Annotated in this window: 15 protein-coding genes; 1 reads left to right on the plus strand and 14 read right to left on the minus strand. The window is 34.0% G+C overall.

Features of this window, described 5'->3' with window-relative positions:
* The first annotated feature begins 163 nt into the window (after positions 1–163).
* Positions 164–1,588 carry a DNA/RNA non-specific endonuclease gene (locus GM920_RS16775; RefSeq protein ID WP_182959605.1) on the plus strand — a complete coding sequence of 475 codons (1,425 nt, stop codon included), beginning with the start codon at positions 164–166 and terminating at the stop codon, positions 1,586–1,588.
* A 110-nt stretch (positions 1,589–1,698) separates the two neighbouring features.
* On the opposite strand, the gene GM920_RS16780 is transcribed toward GM920_RS16775, so the two are convergent.
* The 14 genes from GM920_RS16780 to GM920_RS16845 all read right to left on the minus strand — a co-directional run bounded on the left by GM920_RS16780 (position 1,699) and on the right by GM920_RS16845 (position 21,245).
* Complete coding sequence (locus GM920_RS16780; RefSeq protein WP_182959607.1) at positions 1,699–2,145, minus strand: DUF805 domain-containing protein; 447 nt, start codon at positions 2,143–2,145, stop codon at positions 1,699–1,701.
* 371 nt (positions 2,146–2,516) lie between these two features.
* Complete coding sequence (locus tag GM920_RS16785; protein WP_182959608.1) at positions 2,517–2,912, minus strand: DUF1801 domain-containing protein; 396 nt, start codon at positions 2,910–2,912, stop codon at positions 2,517–2,519.
* 27 nt (positions 2,913–2,939) lie between these two features.
* The gene (locus tag GM920_RS16790) at positions 2,940–3,230 is read right to left on the minus strand and encodes an inositol-3-phosphate synthase (RefSeq protein WP_182959610.1); all 291 of its coding nucleotides are present in this window, start codon (positions 3,228–3,230) and stop codon (positions 2,940–2,942) included.
* A gap of 284 nt (positions 3,231–3,514) precedes the next feature.
* Positions 3,515–4,611 (minus strand): IS3 family transposase gene (locus GM920_RS16795; protein ID WP_394367963.1). Its coding sequence is split into 2 segments (ribosomal slippage): positions 3,515–4,359 and positions 4,359–4,611, totalling 1,098 coding nucleotides; the frame shifts between segments, so codons are not numbered across the junction.
* A gap of 243 nt (positions 4,612–4,854) precedes the next feature.
* On the minus strand, positions 4,855–5,487 hold the full coding sequence (locus GM920_RS16800) for a DUF4391 domain-containing protein (protein ID WP_182959614.1): 633 nt from the start codon (positions 5,485–5,487) through the stop codon (positions 4,855–4,857).
* A gap of 7 nt (positions 5,488–5,494) precedes the next feature.
* On the minus strand, positions 5,495–8,725 hold the full coding sequence (locus GM920_RS16805) for a helicase-related protein (RefSeq protein ID WP_182959615.1): 3,231 nt from the start codon (positions 8,723–8,725) through the stop codon (positions 5,495–5,497).
* Positions 8,712–11,921: a sacsin N-terminal ATP-binding-like domain-containing protein gene (locus GM920_RS16810; RefSeq protein WP_182959617.1), complete on the minus strand. Its 3,210-nt coding sequence runs from the start codon at positions 11,919–11,921 to the stop codon at positions 8,712–8,714. The genes GM920_RS16805 and GM920_RS16810 overlap by 14 nt, the downstream gene beginning before the upstream one ends.
* 58 nt (positions 11,922–11,979) lie before the next feature.
* The gene (locus GM920_RS16815; RefSeq protein ID WP_182959619.1) at positions 11,980–12,552 is read right to left on the minus strand and encodes a GIY-YIG nuclease family protein; all 573 of its coding nucleotides are present in this window, start codon (positions 12,550–12,552) and stop codon (positions 11,980–11,982) included.
* A 20-nt stretch (positions 12,553–12,572) separates the two neighbouring features.
* On the minus strand, positions 12,573–14,510 hold the full coding sequence (locus GM920_RS16820) for a site-specific DNA-methyltransferase (protein WP_182959621.1): 1,938 nt from the start codon (positions 14,508–14,510) through the stop codon (positions 12,573–12,575).
* A gap of 5 nt (positions 14,511–14,515) precedes the next feature.
* On the minus strand, positions 14,516–17,653 hold the full coding sequence (locus tag GM920_RS16825; protein WP_182959622.1) for a type III restriction-modification system endonuclease: 3,138 nt from the start codon (positions 17,651–17,653) through the stop codon (positions 14,516–14,518).
* 350 nt (positions 17,654–18,003) lie between these two features.
* Positions 18,004–19,131, minus strand: coding sequence for a hypothetical protein (locus tag GM920_RS16830; protein WP_182959624.1), 1,128 nt, complete (start codon positions 19,129–19,131; stop codon positions 18,004–18,006).
* Between the two features lie 467 nt (positions 19,132–19,598).
* The gene (locus tag GM920_RS16835; RefSeq protein ID WP_182959626.1) at positions 19,599–20,072 is read right to left on the minus strand and encodes a JAB domain-containing protein; all 474 of its coding nucleotides are present in this window, start codon (positions 20,070–20,072) and stop codon (positions 19,599–19,601) included.
* A 353-nt stretch (positions 20,073–20,425) separates the two neighbouring features.
* Positions 20,426–20,602 carry a histone H1 gene (locus GM920_RS16840; protein WP_182959628.1) on the minus strand — a complete coding sequence of 59 codons (177 nt, stop codon included), beginning with the start codon at positions 20,600–20,602 and terminating at the stop codon, positions 20,426–20,428.
* A gap of 52 nt (positions 20,603–20,654) precedes the next feature.
* A complete protein-coding gene (locus GM920_RS16845; RefSeq protein WP_182959629.1) occupies positions 20,655–21,245 on the minus strand; it encodes a hypothetical protein in 591 nt (196 codons plus the stop codon).
* Between the last annotated feature and the right edge of the window lie 209 nt (positions 21,246–21,454).

The raw sequence follows: 21,454 nt of genomic DNA on the forward strand, positions 1-21,454 counted from the left end.
ATGCTCCCTCTTGATAAAGATTTGATGCATTATGCTTAAAATCAAGAGGGAGATTACCAATCTAAAATCTTATTCCTAACTAAGATTAAACAACAGAAAAAACGTAGATAACTTAACGTTTCTTTAATATTAAACTCATTACTTTGCGACCCAAATCAAGATTATGAGAATAAAACATCTACTTATTTACAGTTCCCTGGTTATCTTAAGTTTAGCCGGATGTTCAAAACAAACCGTATCGGAAGCAATCGAAGCTCCGATAGAAAATGCACCCGTTACCTACAAAATCACTGAAAACTTTGAGAATGTTACTAAAACTGCCTACGCTGCAGCGGATATTAATATTTCCACCGGCTCCTGGAATTTTGACGATGCTTTAGTTGGCAATCTACCTGCCGATCTTAAAAATGGACAAAAAAGTGTTCGTCTTAGAAAAGGTAAAATCACGATGAATTTCGATGTTGCAGGTCTAAAAACTTTATACATCTCTCATGGAAAATACGGAAAAGATAAAGATTTCACCTGGCAATTATTTATGTCAGAGGATGGAGGAACAACCTTTACCCAGTTAGGAAAAGATATTCTGGAAAAAAGCACTTCCTTGGTTACCGACTCTTTTAAGATTGATGCTAAAGTAAAAGTACGCTTCCAAATCAAAAACCTAGCCGACTCTGGTAGTCGCGTCAATATTGATGACATCGTTTTCAAAGGAATCGGAGAATCAGGAATTGTAGTTGGTACGCCAGATACAGATCCAGGTGAAGATACCTCAACACCTCCAGTTTCTACGCCATCTAGGGACCTTATCGTAGCTGCAGATGCTCAACCGCTATCAGGAGACGACAGTAATGCACTTTTTGGCAACCCTTCTGCTGCAAATAGCTTAAGCGCCGACAATTACTTGTTAGACATGCGTTATTATGTTCAATCTTATAGCAGCACACGTGGTACACCAAACTGGGTAAGCTGGCATTTAGATCCAAAAACCATTACTCAAGTCACTAAAAGACTAGACAATTTTGCTGGTTTCTCAGGTTTACCGCTTAATTTCTACCAGGTAGGTAACAACAGTTATTACAATTCAGGTTTCGACAGAGGTCACAACTGCCCTTCTGCTGATCGTACCAGCTCAACAGCTGCTAACGGCGCAACCTTCCTGATGACCAACATGATCCCACAAGCACCAAGTAACAACCAAGGTCCATGGGCAGATTTTGAAAACTATTTACGCGCTCAGGTAGTTTCTGGAAATGAAGTCTATATCATTATGGGAAGTTATGGTTCAGGTGGTATTGGTAAATTGGGATCTGTAAGTACTACCATCGATAATGGAAAAGTAACCGTTCCTAGCAATGTATGGAAAATCGCATTGATTATGCCTAATGGTGATGGTGATGCAAGCAGAGTAAGTAACTCAACCAGAGTAATTGCACTGAATACGCCAAACGTGAATACAATTGATAAAGATTGGAAGAAATATATTGTGACCGTGAGAGACATTGAGAAAGCTACAGGTTATAATCTGCTTTCAGCATTACCTCTAGACGTACAGAATAGTATTGAAACTAAAAAAGACGCTGGTAATTAATAGTATAAACCACTCTTTACTAAATAGCGGTTGTTCTTATGGAACAACCGCTATTTTTATGTCTAAGGAAATTTGGATTCCGGATTACCTAAAGAATCACATTAAATTCCTTAGATATTTTGACCTTCATTTTCTGAGTTAGAATTACGTTGTTCTCCATCATAACCAGATTTATTACCATTAGCGGCATCCTGATTAAATTGTATCGGATTTACTGCAGCGTATTTCTCTGTAAATGGAAATGTAAGTCCTTTTGGATTACTACCATATCCATTTTCACCTGGCAGGCCATCTTGAAAAAGCAACCATAACGCATAAAATGGAATAATTTGCCACCAGCCACTTTTATCCAAATCATGACATCTTTTAGCTCCTTGTGCCCAAAAAAACCAATACAAAGGAATAAGAATAGCGAAGCCAATAAGACCAATGCCCTCAGAGCCATCTGAAGCGTAAGATACCCTGATTATAAAAAATATAACTATAAAAATAATGGAACTAATGCCATATTCAGTTCTACGAATACGACCCTCAAAAGAGAATGGATTTTGAAACATATAAATTTTAATTAATTTAAAAATTTGGGCATGCTAATTCAATACAAGCTTGGAACCTTGTATTGATTAAAAGAAACACAGCATTAATCAAAGTAAAATTTTACTACAAGAAAATTTAAGGAGACCACCAGGAGTCAATCGATAGAGAGATAATTTCATTTTGAGCGTTATTTAATTAACAGTAGCATGTAATATTAACAATGCAATATAAAAATATAATTAATTATCACAAAAAATTAATGAACATTTAAATTTAACATCGAGATTGCTTATTTCCTTTTAGACAAATAAAGGATAAAGCTTCGTTAGGGAATGAGGAAAGATAATGCTTCCAACACTTTTAAAAAGAGCCAGTATTTGAAGCACAGGATTTAAGGAGTCAAACGTAATAAAACACCTTTTCTTTTGACGATGTTTTTGTAGTCCCACTGTATTTTCTTCGACTTCTCCATCCAGCGTGCAAGATCATCTGTATTAATCTGTTCAACGGCTGTATAGGTGATAGATGCATCCTTAAATTTCCCTGTGTTGATCTTTAGCTCGGCTTCCTCAAAATCAGCACCACTCCAAAACATCAAACGAATACCCGCTTTAAGTTTACTATAGCCAACAATTGGGTTCCCGTCTATAAACCAAACAGGGTGCTTATGCCAGATTTTGCTTTCCGCTTCATTTAGATTACGGTTGATTTCAGCTGCTAATGTATTACAGATTTCTTTATCTGTAGCTGATTGCGAATCGATATAAGACTGTATGTCTTTATTCATTGGGGTTTATTTTGATGATGATCAAATTCATCGGCAATATTCCTTTACCAGCATTTCCCATTCTTCTGCTAACGAAACCTGGGGTCTGGTCTTCCCTGCCCTTTTATACCAATAGTCTGCGTTCCAAATGTCACCTTCTTTACGGTGAAGATAGGCATGGATATGGGCAGAGCGCTGATCTGTTAATTGATCAATTAAATCATGGGCAGTTTTCCAATCGCCAATTCCATCGTACCATAAGGCCTGCATATAGGAAGGCAATTCAGGTGGCACCTGAACATCAATTACAGACTGTTTGAAATCAATTACATCGATCATATACCAAATATAACGACAAAGAATTAAACCTTATACAATAGGACGGATTTTACAATAAATGAGAATCATTGCATACTTTTAGTAAAATCCCCAATTCAAGATACAACAAACAATTGCATCCACGATAATAATATACCAATAAAAAACGCCTCTAAAAAACCACCTGGCATTCATCAACCCTGCGCTTTAACCCTACTTATTCTCCTTCCATTCAATCAACCTGTGCACTTTTCTCATTTTGTGAGTGACCTCCCCCCAATTTTAAGACATGCTAAATTCGAAAATCAGGGCGTTAACTGGCTTTTTTCCCACATCTCCTGAGGGGTTAAACCTCCCAAGGAACTATGTGGTCTAAAGGTATTATATTCTGTTCTCCATACTTCAACTTTTTCTATGACGTCCTCCATTGATAAGAACCAGTTAGTATTTAGACATTCATCGCGGAAACTTCCATTAAAAGACTCAATATACGCATTATCTGTGGGTTTTCCTGGACGGGAGAAATCAAGTATGACCTGATTTTCATAAGCCCATTTATCCAATGCTTTGGAAATAAACTCACTGCCATTATCGACTCTAATCTTTTTTGGAATAGATTTGCATTCCTCCTTCAATCTTTCCAATACTGTTACTACTTGTTCCCCCTTAATACCTTGTTCTGGATAAATATCAAGGCAAAATCTGGTATAATTATCTACTATAGTTAAGGATCTAAATTTTCGCCCGTCAAATAGCTGATCGGATACAAAGTCCATACTCCAGCATTCATGTAAATGCGAGGGCTGTACTCTTTCCAAACGATGTGCGCCCGCTCGATTTCTTCTAGGTTTTTTACTGCGCAGATTTAATCCTTCTAGCTTATAGAGCCTGTAAACTCGGTTATAACTGTCTTTAAAACCCTCTCGGCGAAGTAAGATAAAGATCCTTTCACTACCATATCTAACCCGGGTTTCTGCAATTTCTTTCATCCGCATTCTGATTACTTTGTCGTCACGGCCTATCTTTTTGTAATACCACATCGAGCGACAAAACTGCGTAACAGCACAAGCACGATGTACAGAAACTTTGTAATTGACTACTAAAGCTTCGGCCAGCCCCTTCAATTGGGCTGGCCTTAAAGCTTTTTTTTAAGTACATCCTGAAGCATGTGTTTGTCCAGACTTAAATCCGCAACCAGCTGTTTGAGTTTAGTATTCTCATCCTCCAGCTGCCGTAGACGCCGTAGTTCAGTGACCCCCAAACCACCGAATTTCTTCTTCCAATTATAAAACGTCGCCTGATGAATTCCCATCTTCCGGCATACTTCCTCCACAGAGACACCTGTCTCCGCCTGTTGTAACGCAAAGGCAATCTGCGCTTCTGTAAACTTGCTTTTTTTCATAACAATTACTGTATGTTTAAATTACGTAATTGCCCGGATTTTTTCGAATTTTCAGTAGTCTGGTTTTTCGGGGGGAGGTCAAATTTCAATATCAAAAAATTAATAATTAATACAGCTTCCCTTATAAAAGAATAAATCTTGTAAAGACTAACATTCATAACCCAAATTTCATTGTTTGCACCGCAGAATTAATGTGGTATGGTTAAAATTAATAAGACAAATCTGCGCTAATACCTAACCCATTCATGAACCTAATTTAACCAATAACTCTTTCAACCTCATATTCAACTCTACCTTCTTATTAAACTGTTTACTTTTAGCAATAGCCAACTTCACTTTTTCTATCTCTTTGTTCAAGCGCCCAAGTTCCTTTTGAGTTGAAACTAATTCTGTTAGATTCTTTACTTTGGCATATGACTTATTAAATTGTTCACAAAAAGTTTTGTAAACCCAATCAATATCATTTTTAAGTTCAATTTGAAACTCGTTTTCATTCTCAGTCAACCAATCAGTTGAATAAGTGTAATCGATTACCGCTAAATCTTCATTTTTTGGATTGTTATGTTTTGGAGAAGTGGAGAGGTAAACAGAATTTACATTTCTAATTATAAATATAATTGGGTATGGGATTGCTTTGTCAATGATGTTTAAAATGCTTTTAATTTGAACCTTTTCTTTAAGCTCAATACTAAAAATCTGAATTTCCAATATTTCTTTTGATTGCAGGTTCGTAGTGTCGACCGATAACTTATTTGACCAAGTTATTCTTGAAACATTATCTGCAAATTCTTTTTTTTGTCTTGAATTCGTATACGAATCAAATGCATTTTTTGGAATAATCTTATTTAGTTTAGTGGTTTCAGGTAGCTTGAACATAATCTTGTTACTTCACAATAAGAAACGATATTAATTTGAAATCCTCAATACCCTTAAATTTATCTTTTAAAGCAACAGTTCCTCCTGCCTTAAATAAACTTAAAACTTCCTTTTCTTCCTCTGTATTTAAAATACTGCCAATAGCCTTTCGCAATAAATCAGAGTATGATGACATATCATGATATTCGTTAGTTTCAATATTCAATTGTTCACAAAGTGAAACTATTGGCTCATCAATTTCCTTGCACAGCATCCTCACCGCATCTAATATTTTTTTGGAGTCGATATGATTAAAAAACAATTTTCCAGTAAGATCTATATAAACCAAATAAAATGGATGTAAGCGATTGAGTTTATTAATATTTACATCAGAGTTCACATTTTTCAAAACATAGATTACGCCTGGCTTTAACATTTCTGTTGATTGAACAACCGCGTGAATGCCTTCTGGAATATCTGTTAGTTCTCCATATTTCTTTATGTAATTAGATAAATCAATTCGAAAATCATTTAAGCCTAAATCAGTAATATCTACACCTTCACGAAGGTCTTCTAAATCAGTAACCTCATCTTGTAGTTTCCTTAGTTGAATTTTTCGGTATTCTAGATCTTTTTGGTTTTCTTTAAGAATATTGTCATCTGCAGTACTGGCCATATCAGAAATCATCATTCTATCTTCAACTCTTTGTTTTAAATTGATATAGGCATCTAAAGTAATATCTGGCCAAAAGTTAACTAACGTTATGCTTTCATTTTTGGAACCAATACGGTCAATACGCCCGAATCTTTGGATAATACGCACAGGATTCCAGTGTATATCGTAGTTGATTAAATAATCACAGTCCTGCAAATTTTGACCTTCGGATATACAATCAGTGGCGATCAAAATATCTACTTCCTCAGTAATATGAGGAAAAAGCAATGCTTTATCTTTCGACAGTGGCGAAAAGCACGCAAGTAATGTATTTACCTCAGTTGGAATAATTTTACTACTACAGATTTTCTTAGAACCAGAAATCAAAGCAGAGTTAAGATGATATTTATCTTTAAAATATCCACTCAAGTTATGATATAAGTAATTTGCAGTATCAGCGAAAGCAGTAAATATGATAACTTTTTGATTATCCTTGTTAAATGGTTTTTGAATTTTTTTCTCAATCCTTTCTATCAAAGTTTGTAGCTTGCAATCACCTTGAGGATTAATTGCTAATGCTTTTTGGAGCAGAAGATCTAATACAATAAAATCTTCCTGTAAATCTTCTTTCCATTGCAGTCGATCCACATCTGCTAAATGAACCTTTACTTTTTTACCAATAACATTTTCTTCATCGCCCCAATTAGAGTCCCAATCAAAGTTTTCATCATCAGTATCTATCAGTACGCTTGTTAAAGATTCATCGTCACCCCTTTCAATTGCTCGTAAAGTGTTTTCTATTTGATTTAAGATACCAGATGCAGTAATTCGAAAAGAATCTACAGAACTTTCTAATCGTTTTAATAAATTAATATGCATCAAAACTTTCAAACTACGCTCACGATCCATTTGTGTTAAACGTCCTGTTTTAACGGTTTTGTCATACAGTTGCGCGTATTTTTCAATCTTGCTTGGTAGTAAATATTTTAGTGGCGAATACACAGAAAAATTAAGCTTTCTTAACTGTTCGGCTATTTCCACATAGGTTAAATCACTATTTTTTGTAAGTGCACATTCAATAGATTCAGGTTTATTTCTTGTTGGAAATTTACCGATATCTGTAGTATCGTAATACGTAGTGATATGCTTTCTAGAACGGGCAATAGTTAAAGAATCCAGTACCTCAAAGAAATCAAAATCCAACATTTCTAATAATTGATCTGCGGTCCTTTGTGACAAATCCATTTTAGACCATATATTAAAAGCCGATTGCGCTTTTTTGAAAACCAAGTCAATTCCTGAGGTGGTGCCTAACTTATTATCCATTAATTCAGCATCACCCTCATAAGCTATAGCCAATTGATTTTTAAGGTCATTAAATCGATTATTTACTGGAGTTGCGGATAACATTAGCACCTTCGTTTCTATTCCATCTCGCATCACCCTTCGCAATAGTTTCTGATAACGATTTTCTTTCTCCGAATAAGTTAAACCGCTATTTCTAAAATTGTGTGATTCATCTATTACAACTAACCCGTAATTTCCCCAATTCACATTCGCCAAGTTGCGCCCATTGCTCATTCCCCCTTCTCTTGATAAATCAGTATGGAATAATACATCATAACGGAAACGGTCTTTAGACAGAATGTTATTTTTATCGTTGTGGCGATAAGTATTCCAATTGGCTTCTAACTTTTTCGGACAGAGCACTAAAACGTCCTTATTACGCATTTCATAATACTTGATTACGCCCAATGCTGAAAAGGTTTTACCTAGACCAACACTATCAGCCAAAATACATCCTTTATATTTTTCCAGCTTATTGATAGCGCCAATTACAGCATCCTTTTGAAAATTGAATAACTTATTCCAAACTATTGTATCCTTAAAACCTACTTTATCATCAGGTAAATTATCTAAGCTCAAATCATCTAGAAAATCATTAAAGATGTTATACAGCGTGATGAAATAAATAAAATCTGGACTATTTTCTTGAAAAGCCTTTTCGAAATATTGTTGAACTTTATCCGTTACAATTTCCAAGTGTTCTTCGTTTTCCCAAACCTGGTTAAACCAATTAAGGAAATCTTGGCTATTAGGGAAATCAGATTTTTGTATTAAGGTAGGGAAACCTTTTTTTGGGGTTACACCTAAATCAGCAGTCGTAAAACTATTAACATTTGACCATGCATGAGCAGTGTCATCAGAATTTTGCGTATGGATCATTCCGTTTAAAGGAAATCCATGTTGCTTATTTGATTTGAACGTTACTTTGGCTTTTACCCATTTAGAGCATTCTTGTGCAATAGCTCTTTGCGTTAGTTGGTTGCGCAACTTTAATTCAAACTCACCACCACATAAATCTGCCTCTTTAAAAAGATGAGGAATGAAAAATTTAGGAACTTCTTTTTTTAAGTTTTCCTGAAGAAAAGTTGGGGAAGTAAAAATAAACCTTAGTTCATCAATGCCTTGAAGTTCTTTTCGTAAAGCTTCAAAGGCATATATAGAAAATGAAGAAGCAGCAATAGAAAGTTTGTCTTTCTTTTTGATACTTAACTGCAAGTCGTCTATTAAACGGCTATTTACATTATCAATGAGTTTCATTCGCAAAGTAATTTTTCAAATCTGTAATGAATTCTGAAAATGGTTTAGCATCTCTCCAAATTGGTCTATTTACATAAACGGACTCCGTTTTGTTATCTAAATTTACTTTAATATCATCTAATAGAGACAAATTTACCAGGCCACTATCCCAATTTTTAATTTTATCACCAATTTTGTAGCCAATATCAGTTACAAAATTTGCATTTTCAGTAAAATACTTTTCGTCAATTTGATATTCATCGTCAGGCCTTGTTAACACACATAAAGCATATTGATCTTTTTCTACAACTGCTGTCCTTCCTTGAAGAATTGACATTCTTACATTTTCTTTTCCACGTATAACATTTTTTATTTCTATTGAGTAACCTTTGGTTTTTAATATAATTTCAAAATCTTTGCCTAGATCTGGATTAAACAATTCCATCTCCATATCAATGCCTTCAAAAACTTTCCTAAATGCGTCTTCTGCAGATTTACCTATCTTTTGCCATCTCAACCTTTGCTCTCTAATTGCGATCATTTCTTGCGCTTTTAAAATGAGAGCATCTGGTCCTAATTCATTTGCAACCGCTTCAAGCCGTTTCATATGATCGACTGATAAATTGATTTCCGCAAGTTTTGAAATATCTTCCATAGACTTTCCAGAATCTTTCAGCGCTTTTATATGCTTGCTGAATCCATCCCCTAAAGAGATTACGTATAGAAAATTTCTTTTCGCAGCGAATGTTTTAAGGTAGCTTGCGGCATCTGAATGCTTATCAAACCAAGAATTTACTGTATTAAAAACATCGTGGAGTTCACCAGTTAGTCCAACCTTGCCTGCAATTTTATCATCTTCAAACAGTCTATCGATATGTTTGGTAACAAAATTAACATCTGTGGTTCTAAAATCAGTTACGGTGATTTTATTTGCTATTAAATATTCTTTTGGATTGTAATTGCACTTTTCTAGAGCTATTATCTTCAAATCCTCGTCAAAATATCGTGAATTATCTTCTTTGAACAAGTCTTCGGTATAGGCCTTGAAAACTCCGTGATGCTGAATTTCAATATCCTTCTCTTGAACAAGAGTTTTATTCTGTTGAGTTGGTATTATATGGTATTTTGTTAAAAACCCTTTAATATCTTCTCTTGATTCATTTATATATGTTAAAAATCTATTCAACCAATTGTATGCGGTTTCTAAATTCTCATCAAAATACAACTGTGCGAACTGACTTATGGTTGTCTCTTTCTGAATCAAATAACAAATATATTTAGCTGTCCACAATTCTGCCGGCTGATAGTAATTTTCGTAATCAATTGTTACGTATTTTTTTTCACCAAGCTTATCTTGTAAGAGTTCTTTTACCATACCAAGCCAAGTTTCTCTTTTAGAGGCTCTGTCTGTTTTGAATAAAGTATTGATATGTAGTATTGCAGATATTTGTTCCTCTTTCGCTGCCTCTATTGGAATTTTACTTATAACATCATTATTTAAATCTTTATAAAATTGCTCTAAATCAAAAAATGCGATGCCAGGAACATCATTTCCAAATCCCTTATTAAGAAACTCTAAATCTAAATTTCTACCTAATTTCTCAGAAACAAATTTTATTTCATCATCTATAGGTGGATACAATTTAACTCCATCTCTAACTTTGAATTCTTTTTTTTCATTTAGATAAATAGGATAAGTTTCTCCCAAAGTAGAATTAATTGATTGTAAATATTGATAGACATTTTTTAAGCTATCATATGGTATACCTTCGTCTACATTAATTAAACCTGGCAAGCTTCCAAGCAATTGCTCCAAAGTAATAGAAAATATATCAGGCCAATTTGAAGTTTCTTGATTAACTACTTTATCCCAGAAACCTATGCTTTCATTATTTGGCACCACATCAGGCATAAGCCCAGCTAAGATTTTGTAAAAAGAATTATCATCAGCTAAATTAAGTACTGGAAATTTAGCTTCCCCCATTTTTATTAGCCCTCCTGAAACTGTAGCTACAAGTTCCTGTGTGATTAAGAAGTCTCTGATCGGTTTTTGTATATCATTAATGTACCAGTCTCGACCTGTATAATTTTTTAATTCTAATGGTAGGCCAGATAAAGCCAAAAGGTGTAAATTCTGAATTTTTGCATTAACGATTGTATTTAAAAACAAAAGATATTCATCTTTAAACTCCAGCAAAGAAGTTCTATTTGAATCAGGGGTAAATTCTTTTGTGTTTTCATCTTCTTTTTTAGTTACGATACCATCCCTTGGTTCGGTTGGTCTGAAGTTGTTGTGTTGAATGAAAACTGGCAAATTGAAATTCTCAGTACCTATTAAGGGAAACTCTTTAAATAACACAGCTTGGTTTTCTAAGCTTTTTAAGGCATAACTTTCTCCAATTTCTTCAACAGGTATTCCCAAAATTAAGCTTGGAGTTTCTTTATAAAGTAAACCATTTTTCTCTCCAGCACTTAGATAGTTCAAACCACCTATCTTGCTTGGTTTTGGTTCAATTTCATAGCTGCTTGAAATACCATCTCGAATTATTGTAATTGATTTTATTCTCTTTCGATCATTATCACCTTTATTAATTAACAAAGTGAATATTACATTTTTTTCTAGCTCATCAAGCCCTTTTTCTGCATAGTGCTTTGCAGCATCATTTAAATAATAGGTAAATGTATGGCTATAGTTATCAAATATTTCGATAGGTAAATTACCTATTTTATTAATTTCATCGAAAGTCGTTTTGATAGACAACTTCATTTGTTTTAGAGCCTCTGTTTCTTCTAAAGAAGCCGAAGTTCTATCAACTTCAATTTCGAACTTTCTTTCTCCAGTAGTATTTTGATGAACACCAGAAATTGAAAGTTTTTTACTAAGAATATGTGTTGTTACGAAACCAGTACCATATTTACCTGTAGTACCGTCATCACCGCCAAGTGATTTTGTTGACTTTTTATGTAAGATTGCAATTAGATGCTTGGTTTCAAAAGGTGCCCCATTGTGACTAATCGTAATTTTATCATCATCTAGTTGGAAAATTATATCTACACCTAGACCTTCATCAGTATCTTTTGCGTTTTGGAGAAATTCCCAAACCCACCTTGTTTTTTGTAATTCGTCTTTGTTTGTTAAACTATTTACATCGTGTATAATGTCACGAGCTTCACTGTCTTCTCTTAATTTTTCTCTTTCTAATTCTGCTTCTGTCATTTTTGAGGGCTAACTTTTTCCAATTGAGAGTGTTGATTTTTATATTAAACTATACAGTTCATTTTTTTAAGTCTTTTAATGCTTCTTCCCTGCAAACCTTTCTTAAATTATCCAAATGATTCGCAAGAACATTATACTTCTTTGTGCGAGCATCTAAATCAAGTGTCGGCTTTAAAATTTTTATTACATCCTCTTCTAAACTCCTTAATTTCGAATAGGGAATAGAATGCCCATCTTTCCAATAACCAATAATTAGGTTTTTAAGCATCCATTTAGTTAATGTATTATTTCCTGCGTCATTAAATGTGTAATTTAAAATTTCGCGTTTATTATTTGTTCCATTTCGTGAAAAGGCTATTAGACTCAACTCTTCTTTCAAAATCGCTCCAATAGAACGCCTTAAGGTTGAACTTCCAGTGCTTGAACTTTTAAAATGATTTCCTAAATCTCTTTTCTTCAAGCTTTCTTTTGCAATTCCAACATATATAATTTGATGTTGCGTTCCGAATTCTTTTAAACTCGCATTATCCTTCAGCATAAAAGCATAAATTCCCGGACATGTTGGATAATCTAAGTGACCATCAATTAGTTTAGCTGTATCCCTAATGCTTTGGAGAATGTTTTCTAACATATTTGAGAACCTAAAATTAGCTACAATACCTTCATTTCAGTTTCAGGACTTAATTGTTTTAGCAATTGTTTGACATTTTCTTTAGCCGTATCATCTTTAAAACCTTTATCACGAAATACAATTCTAAGCGGTTTATCTTTTGCTAATTCTTTCGCAAAAGTTTCATCTATACCTTTATCAAAACAAGCATAAAGCGAATCTCCTGCTACAGCAAAAACTTCTTTTTCGGTTATTTTTTTATGCTCTATTTTTAGAGAAAGTGGCAAACCCCAATCTAACATTACTTGCGCTAATAAGTCTTCTGAGCTACGGCCATCTTTTACGTTGTCTGCAAAAATATCTAAAGTAGTTTGCGAATAATCCTGTGGTTTATAATATACATCTTGCATATTACTTTCATCTAGCTTATACACTCGAAACCCGTAATCTTGATCATCACTAAAATCAGCAAAAATGCCTTCTTTCTTAGCATGTTCTAATTTTTCTTCTTTTATTTTTTTTCCAGAACGACGAATACGCTCTTTACCTAATTCTGATAAATAACTAGGTTTGTTAATAGAATCTAAAAATTCAATACAATCTTCTAATTGTTTTTTTGTTTTCGAATCAACTCCTTTTTTTGATTCCTCTAAATTTTCTGGTATTTGGACTAAAATAAATGAAACCTTACTCTTATTTTCAGCATTTACATTAAAAATTGCATGAGCTGTTGAGGCTGATCCAGAAAAAAAATCTAATACAGTGTCCCCATCTTTAACATTTGCTAATTGAATAATTGAATTCAAAAGACGGGTGTTTTTAGGATTAGAAAATAAATTTTTCCTTCCGTCAAAGAGTTCTGTCATCTCGGAGTTTCCTTCTTGGTTATGTCCAAATAATTCATGAGACCACCAATTTGTAGCGCACTGACCTTCTTCTTCTCGTTCAAACTTGAAATATTTCTTTCTTGGACTACCGTCACCATTATTAGGAAATACAATTCTTTTATCAGCCAAAAGATTTTTATAATTGGTTTCATCACCCATCCACTCTTCATCGAGAATTTTACCAGTAGGGGTAGTTATTTTATATTTACTTCCGTTTTGATCAGAACCAACTTTCCATGGCTTACTTGCCCAATCCCCTCTAACATCATTGTCTGGATTCGTGAATGTACCTGTTAGGGGAAGTTTTCCTACGCCTGATAATTTTAATTTATCAGAGGATTTGGCATATACAAGGATATGTTCTGCAACTAAACCAATCAATTTCGACTTATCATTAGGTTGATTATGTCGTCTTCTCCAATGTATATGACCTTCAAAATTCATCTCTCCAAATATCTCATCACATAACTTTTTTAAATTATGCACTTCATTATCATCTATGGAAATAAAGATTACTCCGTCCTCTGTTAATAAATTTCTACCCAATTTTAACCTAGGAAACATCATTGTAAGCCAATTAGAGTGATAACGACCAGATGTTTCAGGATTAGATATTAAACGTTGATTATATTCATCTTTTTGTCCGCTTTCTTCAAACTCTTCCTTACTGTCCCTCGAATAGTTATCCTTATAAACAAAATCTTTTCCAGTATTATAAGGAGGGTCTATATAAATCATCTTGATTTTACCCAAATAACTTTCCTGCAGAAGCTTGAGCACTTCTAAATTATCACCTTCTATGTATATATTTTCAGTATTATCAAAATCTACCGAATCTTCTAAGATAGGCCGTAAAGTTTTTGTGGTTGGTAGGTTGGCGGTTACGATAGCTTCCCGCTTTCCAGGCCACTCTAAACGATAACGTTCCTTCGTCCCATCAACAATATCAGTAGTAAGTTCTTGTTTTAATAAATCAAAGTCAAGTTTTAAGCCATCTGTTGTTTCAGTTACACAGTTGGGAAATAACTTAGCTAATTTTTCTGTATTAATATTTGCCCAATTAGGCGTTTGCATATCTAATTTATCGTTCATTGCTGTTAATTTAATTGGGCAATATCTAATAGTTTACTGTATGTTTTGATGACATCAAACTTAACTTCGCCACCGCTAATGGTCTTAAAATGTTCTTTTGCACAATGAATTTTTAAACTTTCAATTGCTCTGAGTTCAATCCCATCTTCAGTTCCTTTGGTTTCGGCTACGAAATAAATGTGGCGCACCTTTTCTTTGTCTAACACTATGGCCCAATCTGGGCTGTAATTTGCAACTGGTGTTGGGATATAAAAATTCTTAGGTAATTTGGCATAAACGACAACCTCTACCGCTTCCTCTAAGTTTTTTGCAAAATCTTTTTCTACGGTAGAGTCGGTATTCATAAAATCGTAAATGTGTTTTTTAAGCACGTCACTATTGCGCAATACATTTTTATCATTGGTAAACACAGTTTTTGAATCAAAACTTTGATTAGTTTTATGATAGACTATATTGTTAATAATTAGTGATGCCTTGGTTTCATTAATCAATTTGGCACATTTAGCAATAAACTCTTCTGGATTTTGTCTAAGCAAATAAAATTTTTCTGGTTTTATAGTTTTTAAGATAGCTACGATGGTGCTCCTTTTTAAGTTGGTTAAAACCTCCATTTCGCCAACAATGTCATAAGCTGTATTTGTGTATAAATCTGCCTTCAGTTTTAACTGCTCGGTTTTGGTAACGTTAATTGCTGTACCTTCTTTAAGTTCTTCTTTTGAGGCAGTGTCCATTTCACCAATTTTAACCTCATAGCTTCTACTAGAGATATGCAAATCTGCATTAATACGGTTTCTAGCATGTTCAATCAAACTATCGGTGTCAAATTTTACCTCATAAATTGTTTTTAAGCTAATTCTCTTCCAAAGTTCTTGAAATTCCTTTTTAGCAAAATTTGAATTGGTTTGTAGAACTACAACTTCACGTTCATCTTCAGGTTTAATGGTTTCACAGTTATAAATCGACTGCAATAATCTGCTCACGGCTTCAACAAAAGGTTGTAAATTTTCAGGTAATGGAATATCCATTTTTTCTATTCGCTCTTTGCCTTCAGGTGTTATTTTATCATCTTCATCTAGGATATCGTGTTTGTACAAAAACTTATTCAACTTTTTGGCATCCTCCTCAGTTAGGCGAATACTTTCTTCTTTTTCGTTAGTAAGCACCTTACCTATAAAATATTTAGCATCTGCTTTCTGCGGGCGATGTTTTAATGAATTTGCAATCTCAGTTTGTAAACCTTTTGCAAATGATTCATAACTTTCAGAAGCAATCACCGTAAGTTTATTAATCTCATGTACTTGCTCGCCAATTAGTTCAAAGTCCTGTCTAATCCCACGACTATCAACACACAAACGCATACCACGTCCAACCTCTTGTCTTCTTCTTGTTTGGCTTCCACTGTCTACATTTTTTAATGCACAGATTTGGAATACGTTAGGATTATCCCATCCTTCTTTTAAAGCCGAGTGTGAAAAGATAAAACGTGTTGGTTCAGTAAAGCTCAATAATCGCTCTTTATCTTTCATAATTAGATCATACGCAGAAACATCATCAGAATCTTCACTTCCTCTTTTTATGGAGGGGTCTACAGGTTTTCCTTTTTTATCAATGGCAAAATATCCATTGTGTACACGATCTGCATCATCCCTTTTCAAATATTCCAGATAATTGCCTGGCATATAATCTTTATGCACCTTTTGCGCATCTGTAGCTACAATAAAATCAGTATAATCTTGGTGGAATAAATCTATAAACTCATTAACTACGTTATCGTATTCTTCTTCAAAAATGCGTGCATAATCGCCCAACTCTTCTTCTCCTAATTCGTTATATACACGATATTTCTCTACAGAATCGATAAAAAACAAGGAAAGAACTTTAATTCCTTTTTCAAACAACGCCCTCTCCTTTTGTAAGTGAGAAAGAATGGTTTCGCGAATTTGAATTCTGCGGAAAGACATTTCATCCTTGTCATTTATAATATCGCCAGGGAAAATTTCTTGTCCGCCAATAACTACTTTATTTAGATAACCATTAACTTCAGAGATCGTATGATTTTTATATGCAGGTAGGTGTCCCGATAATTCAAAGAGGTCAGCACGCTCTTCCAATTTCTCCCGGACTCTCTTTACACCATTTCCACTTCTTTTTTCGTATTCTAAAACTGCTATTGGAGGTTTGGAAGCACTTAAACTAATATGCTCCAAGTATAGATAACCTGTGGTTCCAGTAGAACCTTTCAAATTGATACCCTTTACTTGAATCTTCTTAACGAGCTTTTTATTGTAAGCATCTAAAGCATCAAGGCGATAAATTTTATTATATTCTTCAGCATGTGTGGCTGAATACCTTAAAGTTAACAAAGGCCTAAAATCCTCCATGCTTTTAAGTGTCACAGAACCTTGCTTTCCCACAGACTGTGGTTCATCAATGATTAATATCGGATTTGTTTGCGCCAAAACATCTATTGGCTTACGTGTTCCAAACTGATCCAATTCTTGGTAAATTCTCTTAGCATCAGCACCTCTAGATGCAAAAGCCTGCGTATTAATAATCATCACACTAATGCGACTGTCAGATGCAAAAGTTTCTATATCCTGGGGCCTGGTAGAATTATATATAAATGGAGTTATTTTATGTCCGTATAATTCTTGGAAGTGGTCTTGTGTGATTTCAAAACTTTTGTACACGCCTTCTCTAATTGCAATACTTGGCACAATGATGATAAATTTGCTCCATCCATAATGTTTTTGCAACTCATACATTGTTCGGATATAGGTATAAGTTTTACCTGTACCAGTTTCCATTTCGATTGTTAAATTATAACCAAGGTTTGCACCTAAGAGAATATCTAAATTTCTATTTTCAATTAGATAATGTTCACGTTGTACAGCAATAATATTTTCAAGAACTTGGCGGTCCGTAATTTGTATAGCACTATTTCTATAGCCAATATCTTCGAGCAATTCACTACCTAAAGCGCCCTGATATCCACCTGATGCAATTTGTTTAGTTTTACGAATGATGTCACGACTTTTTTCTAAAGTAAAATGATTGGTTTTTAAGGTCTGCCCTTCGAAACATTTTACAACAGCGTCAATAGCTTGAACCTGAAAATCTTGTTCTTTAAATTGTAATTTCATTAATTAGAACATATTAAGAAATATATACAAGAGTTTATATTTTCATCTTGGGAGCAAGTAAAATTTGCTAAAAATTGCGTTTGTGACATCAGATAATCTGTTTTGGAATTATTTAAATATCGCAAGTTAACAATTAAATAGACGCCTATCAACGTCGTAAATAAGAAAGCCTAAAATCATCTTTTAATTAGCTAAATTTCAGACAAATGCTGGTTACAAGCTTTAATTATAACCACTCAGTTTCCTTTTTAAGAGAAACGGATAAGTGACTCATAAATTCCTTCAGTACAGGCAACGGTTCAGGAATTGAATAAACATGTAAAAGGTAAAAAACTTACTCTGGGTAGCAATTAGCCGATTACTTCCTTTTTATCCAAACCCCACATCTTCCATATTTGACCAAAGGGACAAAGATTTTCTCCTGTCGCTCGCTTCCATGGCTGATTGCAAAGTTCAGAAGTTATATCTTCAGGTTGCTTACAAAACTCTTTCATATTACAACCTTTTTGTTCATAGAACATGACCTCATGTATCTCCTGGATAGCTTTTAGAACTATTATTTCATTTGTCTTAATGTTCGGATGTGAAAAGAAATAATGCTTTTTGCGATTGGTCATTAAAGGAAAACCAAAATAATTTGTCAGGTATCTAAAATTATTTTTGCGTTCTTCTTTGTCCAATGGACTTAAAACATCAATCCAGAAACCAGGTTTTTTCATTCTGAAATCAATACCCAATTCTATAATTTCTTTAAACCACTTACAAAGTTCATCATATAATGGAATTTTAAAGTAATCATTGAGCTGTCTAATTGCTATTTCAGCTTTTTGTTTATACATATCATAAAAGGAATGTACAATACCCTGTGAATCTGTAAATTTGTATTTTTCTAGATAATCATAAAAATCTAAATAATTTACAGGAACAAATTTTTCATTGTTCATATCCGTCAAAATATCATAAAAAAACTTCCCTGGGTGAGATGTATTTAAAGCGATATCACAAAGCAAGATCACCGTAAGTTTGTCCTTGGCTAACTCAGGATTCAAAAAAGCACACACAGCTTCGGCTACATGATAAGGAAAGAAATCCACTTCAATATGATCACAAATTAATTCCTGAATACCATAGGCCATCCCTTCCATCACACATGTAGCGCCAAAGCAAAATGTTCCAAACTTCCCTGTTTCATCTTTGTAGTGGACAATTACAGCAGGAATACCCTCATAGCCATTTATGTAACCATTAGGTTCCAAGCTAATAGATTTAATATCAATCCCGAATGTCACACTTTCATCTTGGCCATAATAAAAATTGGCAAGATCTATATTAGTAGCAACAGTACTTTCTGGATCAACTACAACAGGAAGCGAAAAGGTTGGTGAACCGTCAGTAAGAACCTGATAGTTGGCAAACTGCTGATGATCTACAATATTGATGATATTCATAAGCCCGTATACAGTTGTGATATCCTGCATGAAATGGACATATTCGTGGAAAAGAACCATCATGCTTTCGTCATCTAGAAATCTAGATTCTCGAGATCTTGTAGTGTATCTATTTCCATAAAGAAAAAAGATGGAAGATAATAGCCTGAAATTTGGTGAAATGACTTTCTCATTTTTACTATTGAACTAATTTATATGCTAAAATAATTACATCGGAACATATATTTATAATTAGAAGGAATTATTATCTAAATTGATACCGAAAATAACAAATTCACACTCATTAACTTATAAACAAATTAACTAGTTACTAGACATATACAAGGAATCAATATGCCATAACCAGCGATAATTTGAAATATATCCTTTTATCCAACACAACTGGATTCAGTTCAAATTAAGTATTTTTATATTTTAGCGATTAATCTTACCAATCGTCGAGTAAAATCACTAAAAGTATTAATACCAGTTGTATTTATATCATTTATAAAATTGACCTACATCAACCCCTCATCTCCAAAAGAGTAATAACCACCTTCAGGTGCCAAAATAATATGATCCAAAATTGGTAGCTCCAACATTTTTCCAGCTTCAATAAACCTATTAGTAACTCTTACATCTTCTATACTTGCTTTAAGATTTCCATAAGGATGGTTATGAAACAAAATAATTGAACTTGCACATGCTTTTAGAGCAGCACCGAATATCAGTTTAGCGTCTACAATTACCCCAGACATTCCTCCTGTTGCAACATGGTAAAATCCCAAGACTCTCTTACTATAATTGAGTAACAAAATCTTAAACTCCTCCTGAAAGGCAATTGTATCCTTATTCCAGCAATTGTACATAATTTGATATGCATCTTCAGCGCAGGTAATTTGTGGTCGTTGAGATGCTTTAAATTTAGGAAGGTAACTGATTTTAATTTCTGAGATGTTTGATAGATCGTTTTGAATTTGCAGGATTTCCATAATTTCTGATTTATTGAAAAATTAATTATGGTGCCTGCTGCACCGGCCGGTGACATCAAGGGCAAAGTGGAGATGCTAAAAATGTGGAGGCTCCCGAAGGGATACCCATTTTTAGCATACTACTTTGGCGTAGCGACCCCTTGTGTTCAGCGGAAGGTGACCTTCGCTGAATAATTTATTCTTCAAAAAATATTATGAAACCAAATTTTAAACCTTAATATAAACAGTCTCCATTTAAAATAACACCTCAACTTAAAAAGCCATATCCTTCGATATGAATCAGTTATACATTTGATAATCCTGGTAATGTGAGATTACACTAGATCGATGTATTTCCTTTCCCCTATTATTAATTACTTGGCATGCTTTCTCGCTGTGACATCTTTACGCACTTCAGTAGCGAGTAATTTCAAAGCTAGCATTCCTTTTCTTAATCTGGTACCGGCTGCGCTATTTCCTTTGTCATAAAACTTATGCGCATCAGCCTCAATTTGAGAGATAAGCGTTTTAATTTGATTAAACTTTTCCATGATGATTAAGTATTTATTTAAATGAATGATGAATTTTTAAACCAAAAGCGACCTATCTAGACAGCTCCTGACCAGTTGAAAGTTCTTTGTCTTTAGACTGCCCGGTTTTCATTTCGAAGATATTTTCTTTGGCCTGAACTTTTTCAAACTGATCACGCCTTTCTATTTTTCCTTCCATTGTGAAAAAATTAAGGTTTCCATAACGTGGCAACGCCTCCAGTTGCAACTTGACCTCCTTCCCTTCTTTAACCGTTGTGATTAAAGCCCGGTTACCATTCTTCAGTTCAGCTTCCAATTTTTCCCTTTTTGCAGGGTCATCCAGTTCTTTGATCCGGTATTCATTTAATACATGTTTGAGGTCATATCCGTACTGTGGATCCATAAACTGCTGCATCTGAAAATCTCCTTTCTCATCTTTTCCTTTTTCCAAATCGAGTTTCACCCAAGCTTTATAGGGTTCGCCAGTAGTATACTTCACTAAATCATCCCTATACACCGATCTTCCCTGGATTAGATTGGCTGACTGCTGAGCGGTAAAACCTCTGCCCCTATCTACCCATATATTCTGAGTAATAGGTTTTGCATAATAGGTGCTTTTATATTCATTATTTATAAAATTAACCTTGTCATTTTCAATATGCATTAACATGTCTCTTTTAAAGCTACCATCGCTGAACATGCCTAAAATTGTGGATTAGATCTCAAAGCATTTTTGGAGAGCCAGCCAGCCTAAGTAATGAGAACAATCAAATTAATTATATCACCGAAATCAGATAATTAATTCTTTTAACGAAAGTAGATTGATATCTTCGTTTCCACAGTTGGATTAACCAAATATTAAATCTAATACAA

This window comes from Pedobacter gandavensis (assembly GCF_014172405.1).
GTDB lineage: Bacteria > Bacteroidota > Bacteroidia > Sphingobacteriales > Sphingobacteriaceae > Pedobacter > Pedobacter gandavensis.

Coding starts and splice junctions, on each gene's coding strand:
- GM920_RS16815 (WP_182959619.1), bottom strand. CDS start 12,552: ATGTTAGAAAACATTCTCCAAAGCATTAGGGATACAGCTAAACTAATT.
- GM920_RS16830 (WP_182959624.1), bottom strand. CDS start 19,131: ATGCAGGATATCACAACTGTATACGGGCTTATGAATATCATCAATATT.
- GM920_RS16780 (WP_182959607.1), bottom strand. CDS start 2,145: ATGTTTCAAAATCCATTCTCTTTTGAGGGTCGTATTCGTAGAACTGAA.
- GM920_RS16820 (WP_182959621.1), bottom strand. CDS start 14,510: ATGAACGATAAATTAGATATGCAAACGCCTAATTGGGCAAATATTAAT.
- GM920_RS16845 (WP_182959629.1), bottom strand. CDS start 21,245: ATGCATATTGAAAATGACAAGGTTAATTTTATAAATAATGAATATAAA.
- GM920_RS16840 (WP_182959628.1), bottom strand. CDS start 20,602: ATGGAAAAGTTTAATCAAATTAAAACGCTTATCTCTCAAATTGAGGCT.
- GM920_RS16835 (WP_182959626.1), bottom strand. CDS start 20,072: ATGGAAATCCTGCAAATTCAAAACGATCTATCAAACATCTCAGAAATT.
- GM920_RS16775 (WP_182959605.1), top strand. CDS start 164: ATGAGAATAAAACATCTACTTATTTACAGTTCCCTGGTTATCTTAAGT.
- GM920_RS16825 (WP_182959622.1), bottom strand. CDS start 17,653: ATGAAATTACAATTTAAAGAACAAGATTTTCAGGTTCAAGCTATTGAC.
- GM920_RS16810 (WP_182959617.1), bottom strand. CDS start 11,921: ATGACAGAAGCAGAATTAGAAAGAGAAAAATTAAGAGAAGACAGTGAA.
- GM920_RS16785 (WP_182959608.1), bottom strand. CDS start 2,912: ATGAATAAAGACATACAGTCTTATATCGATTCGCAATCAGCTACAGAT.
- GM920_RS16800 (WP_182959614.1), bottom strand. CDS start 5,487: ATGTTCAAGCTACCTGAAACCACTAAACTAAATAAGATTATTCCAAAA.
- GM920_RS16790 (WP_182959610.1), bottom strand. CDS start 3,230: ATGATCGATGTAATTGATTTCAAACAGTCTGTAATTGATGTTCAGGTG.
- GM920_RS16805 (WP_182959615.1), bottom strand. CDS start 8,725: ATGAAACTCATTGATAATGTAAATAGCCGTTTAATAGACGACTTGCAG.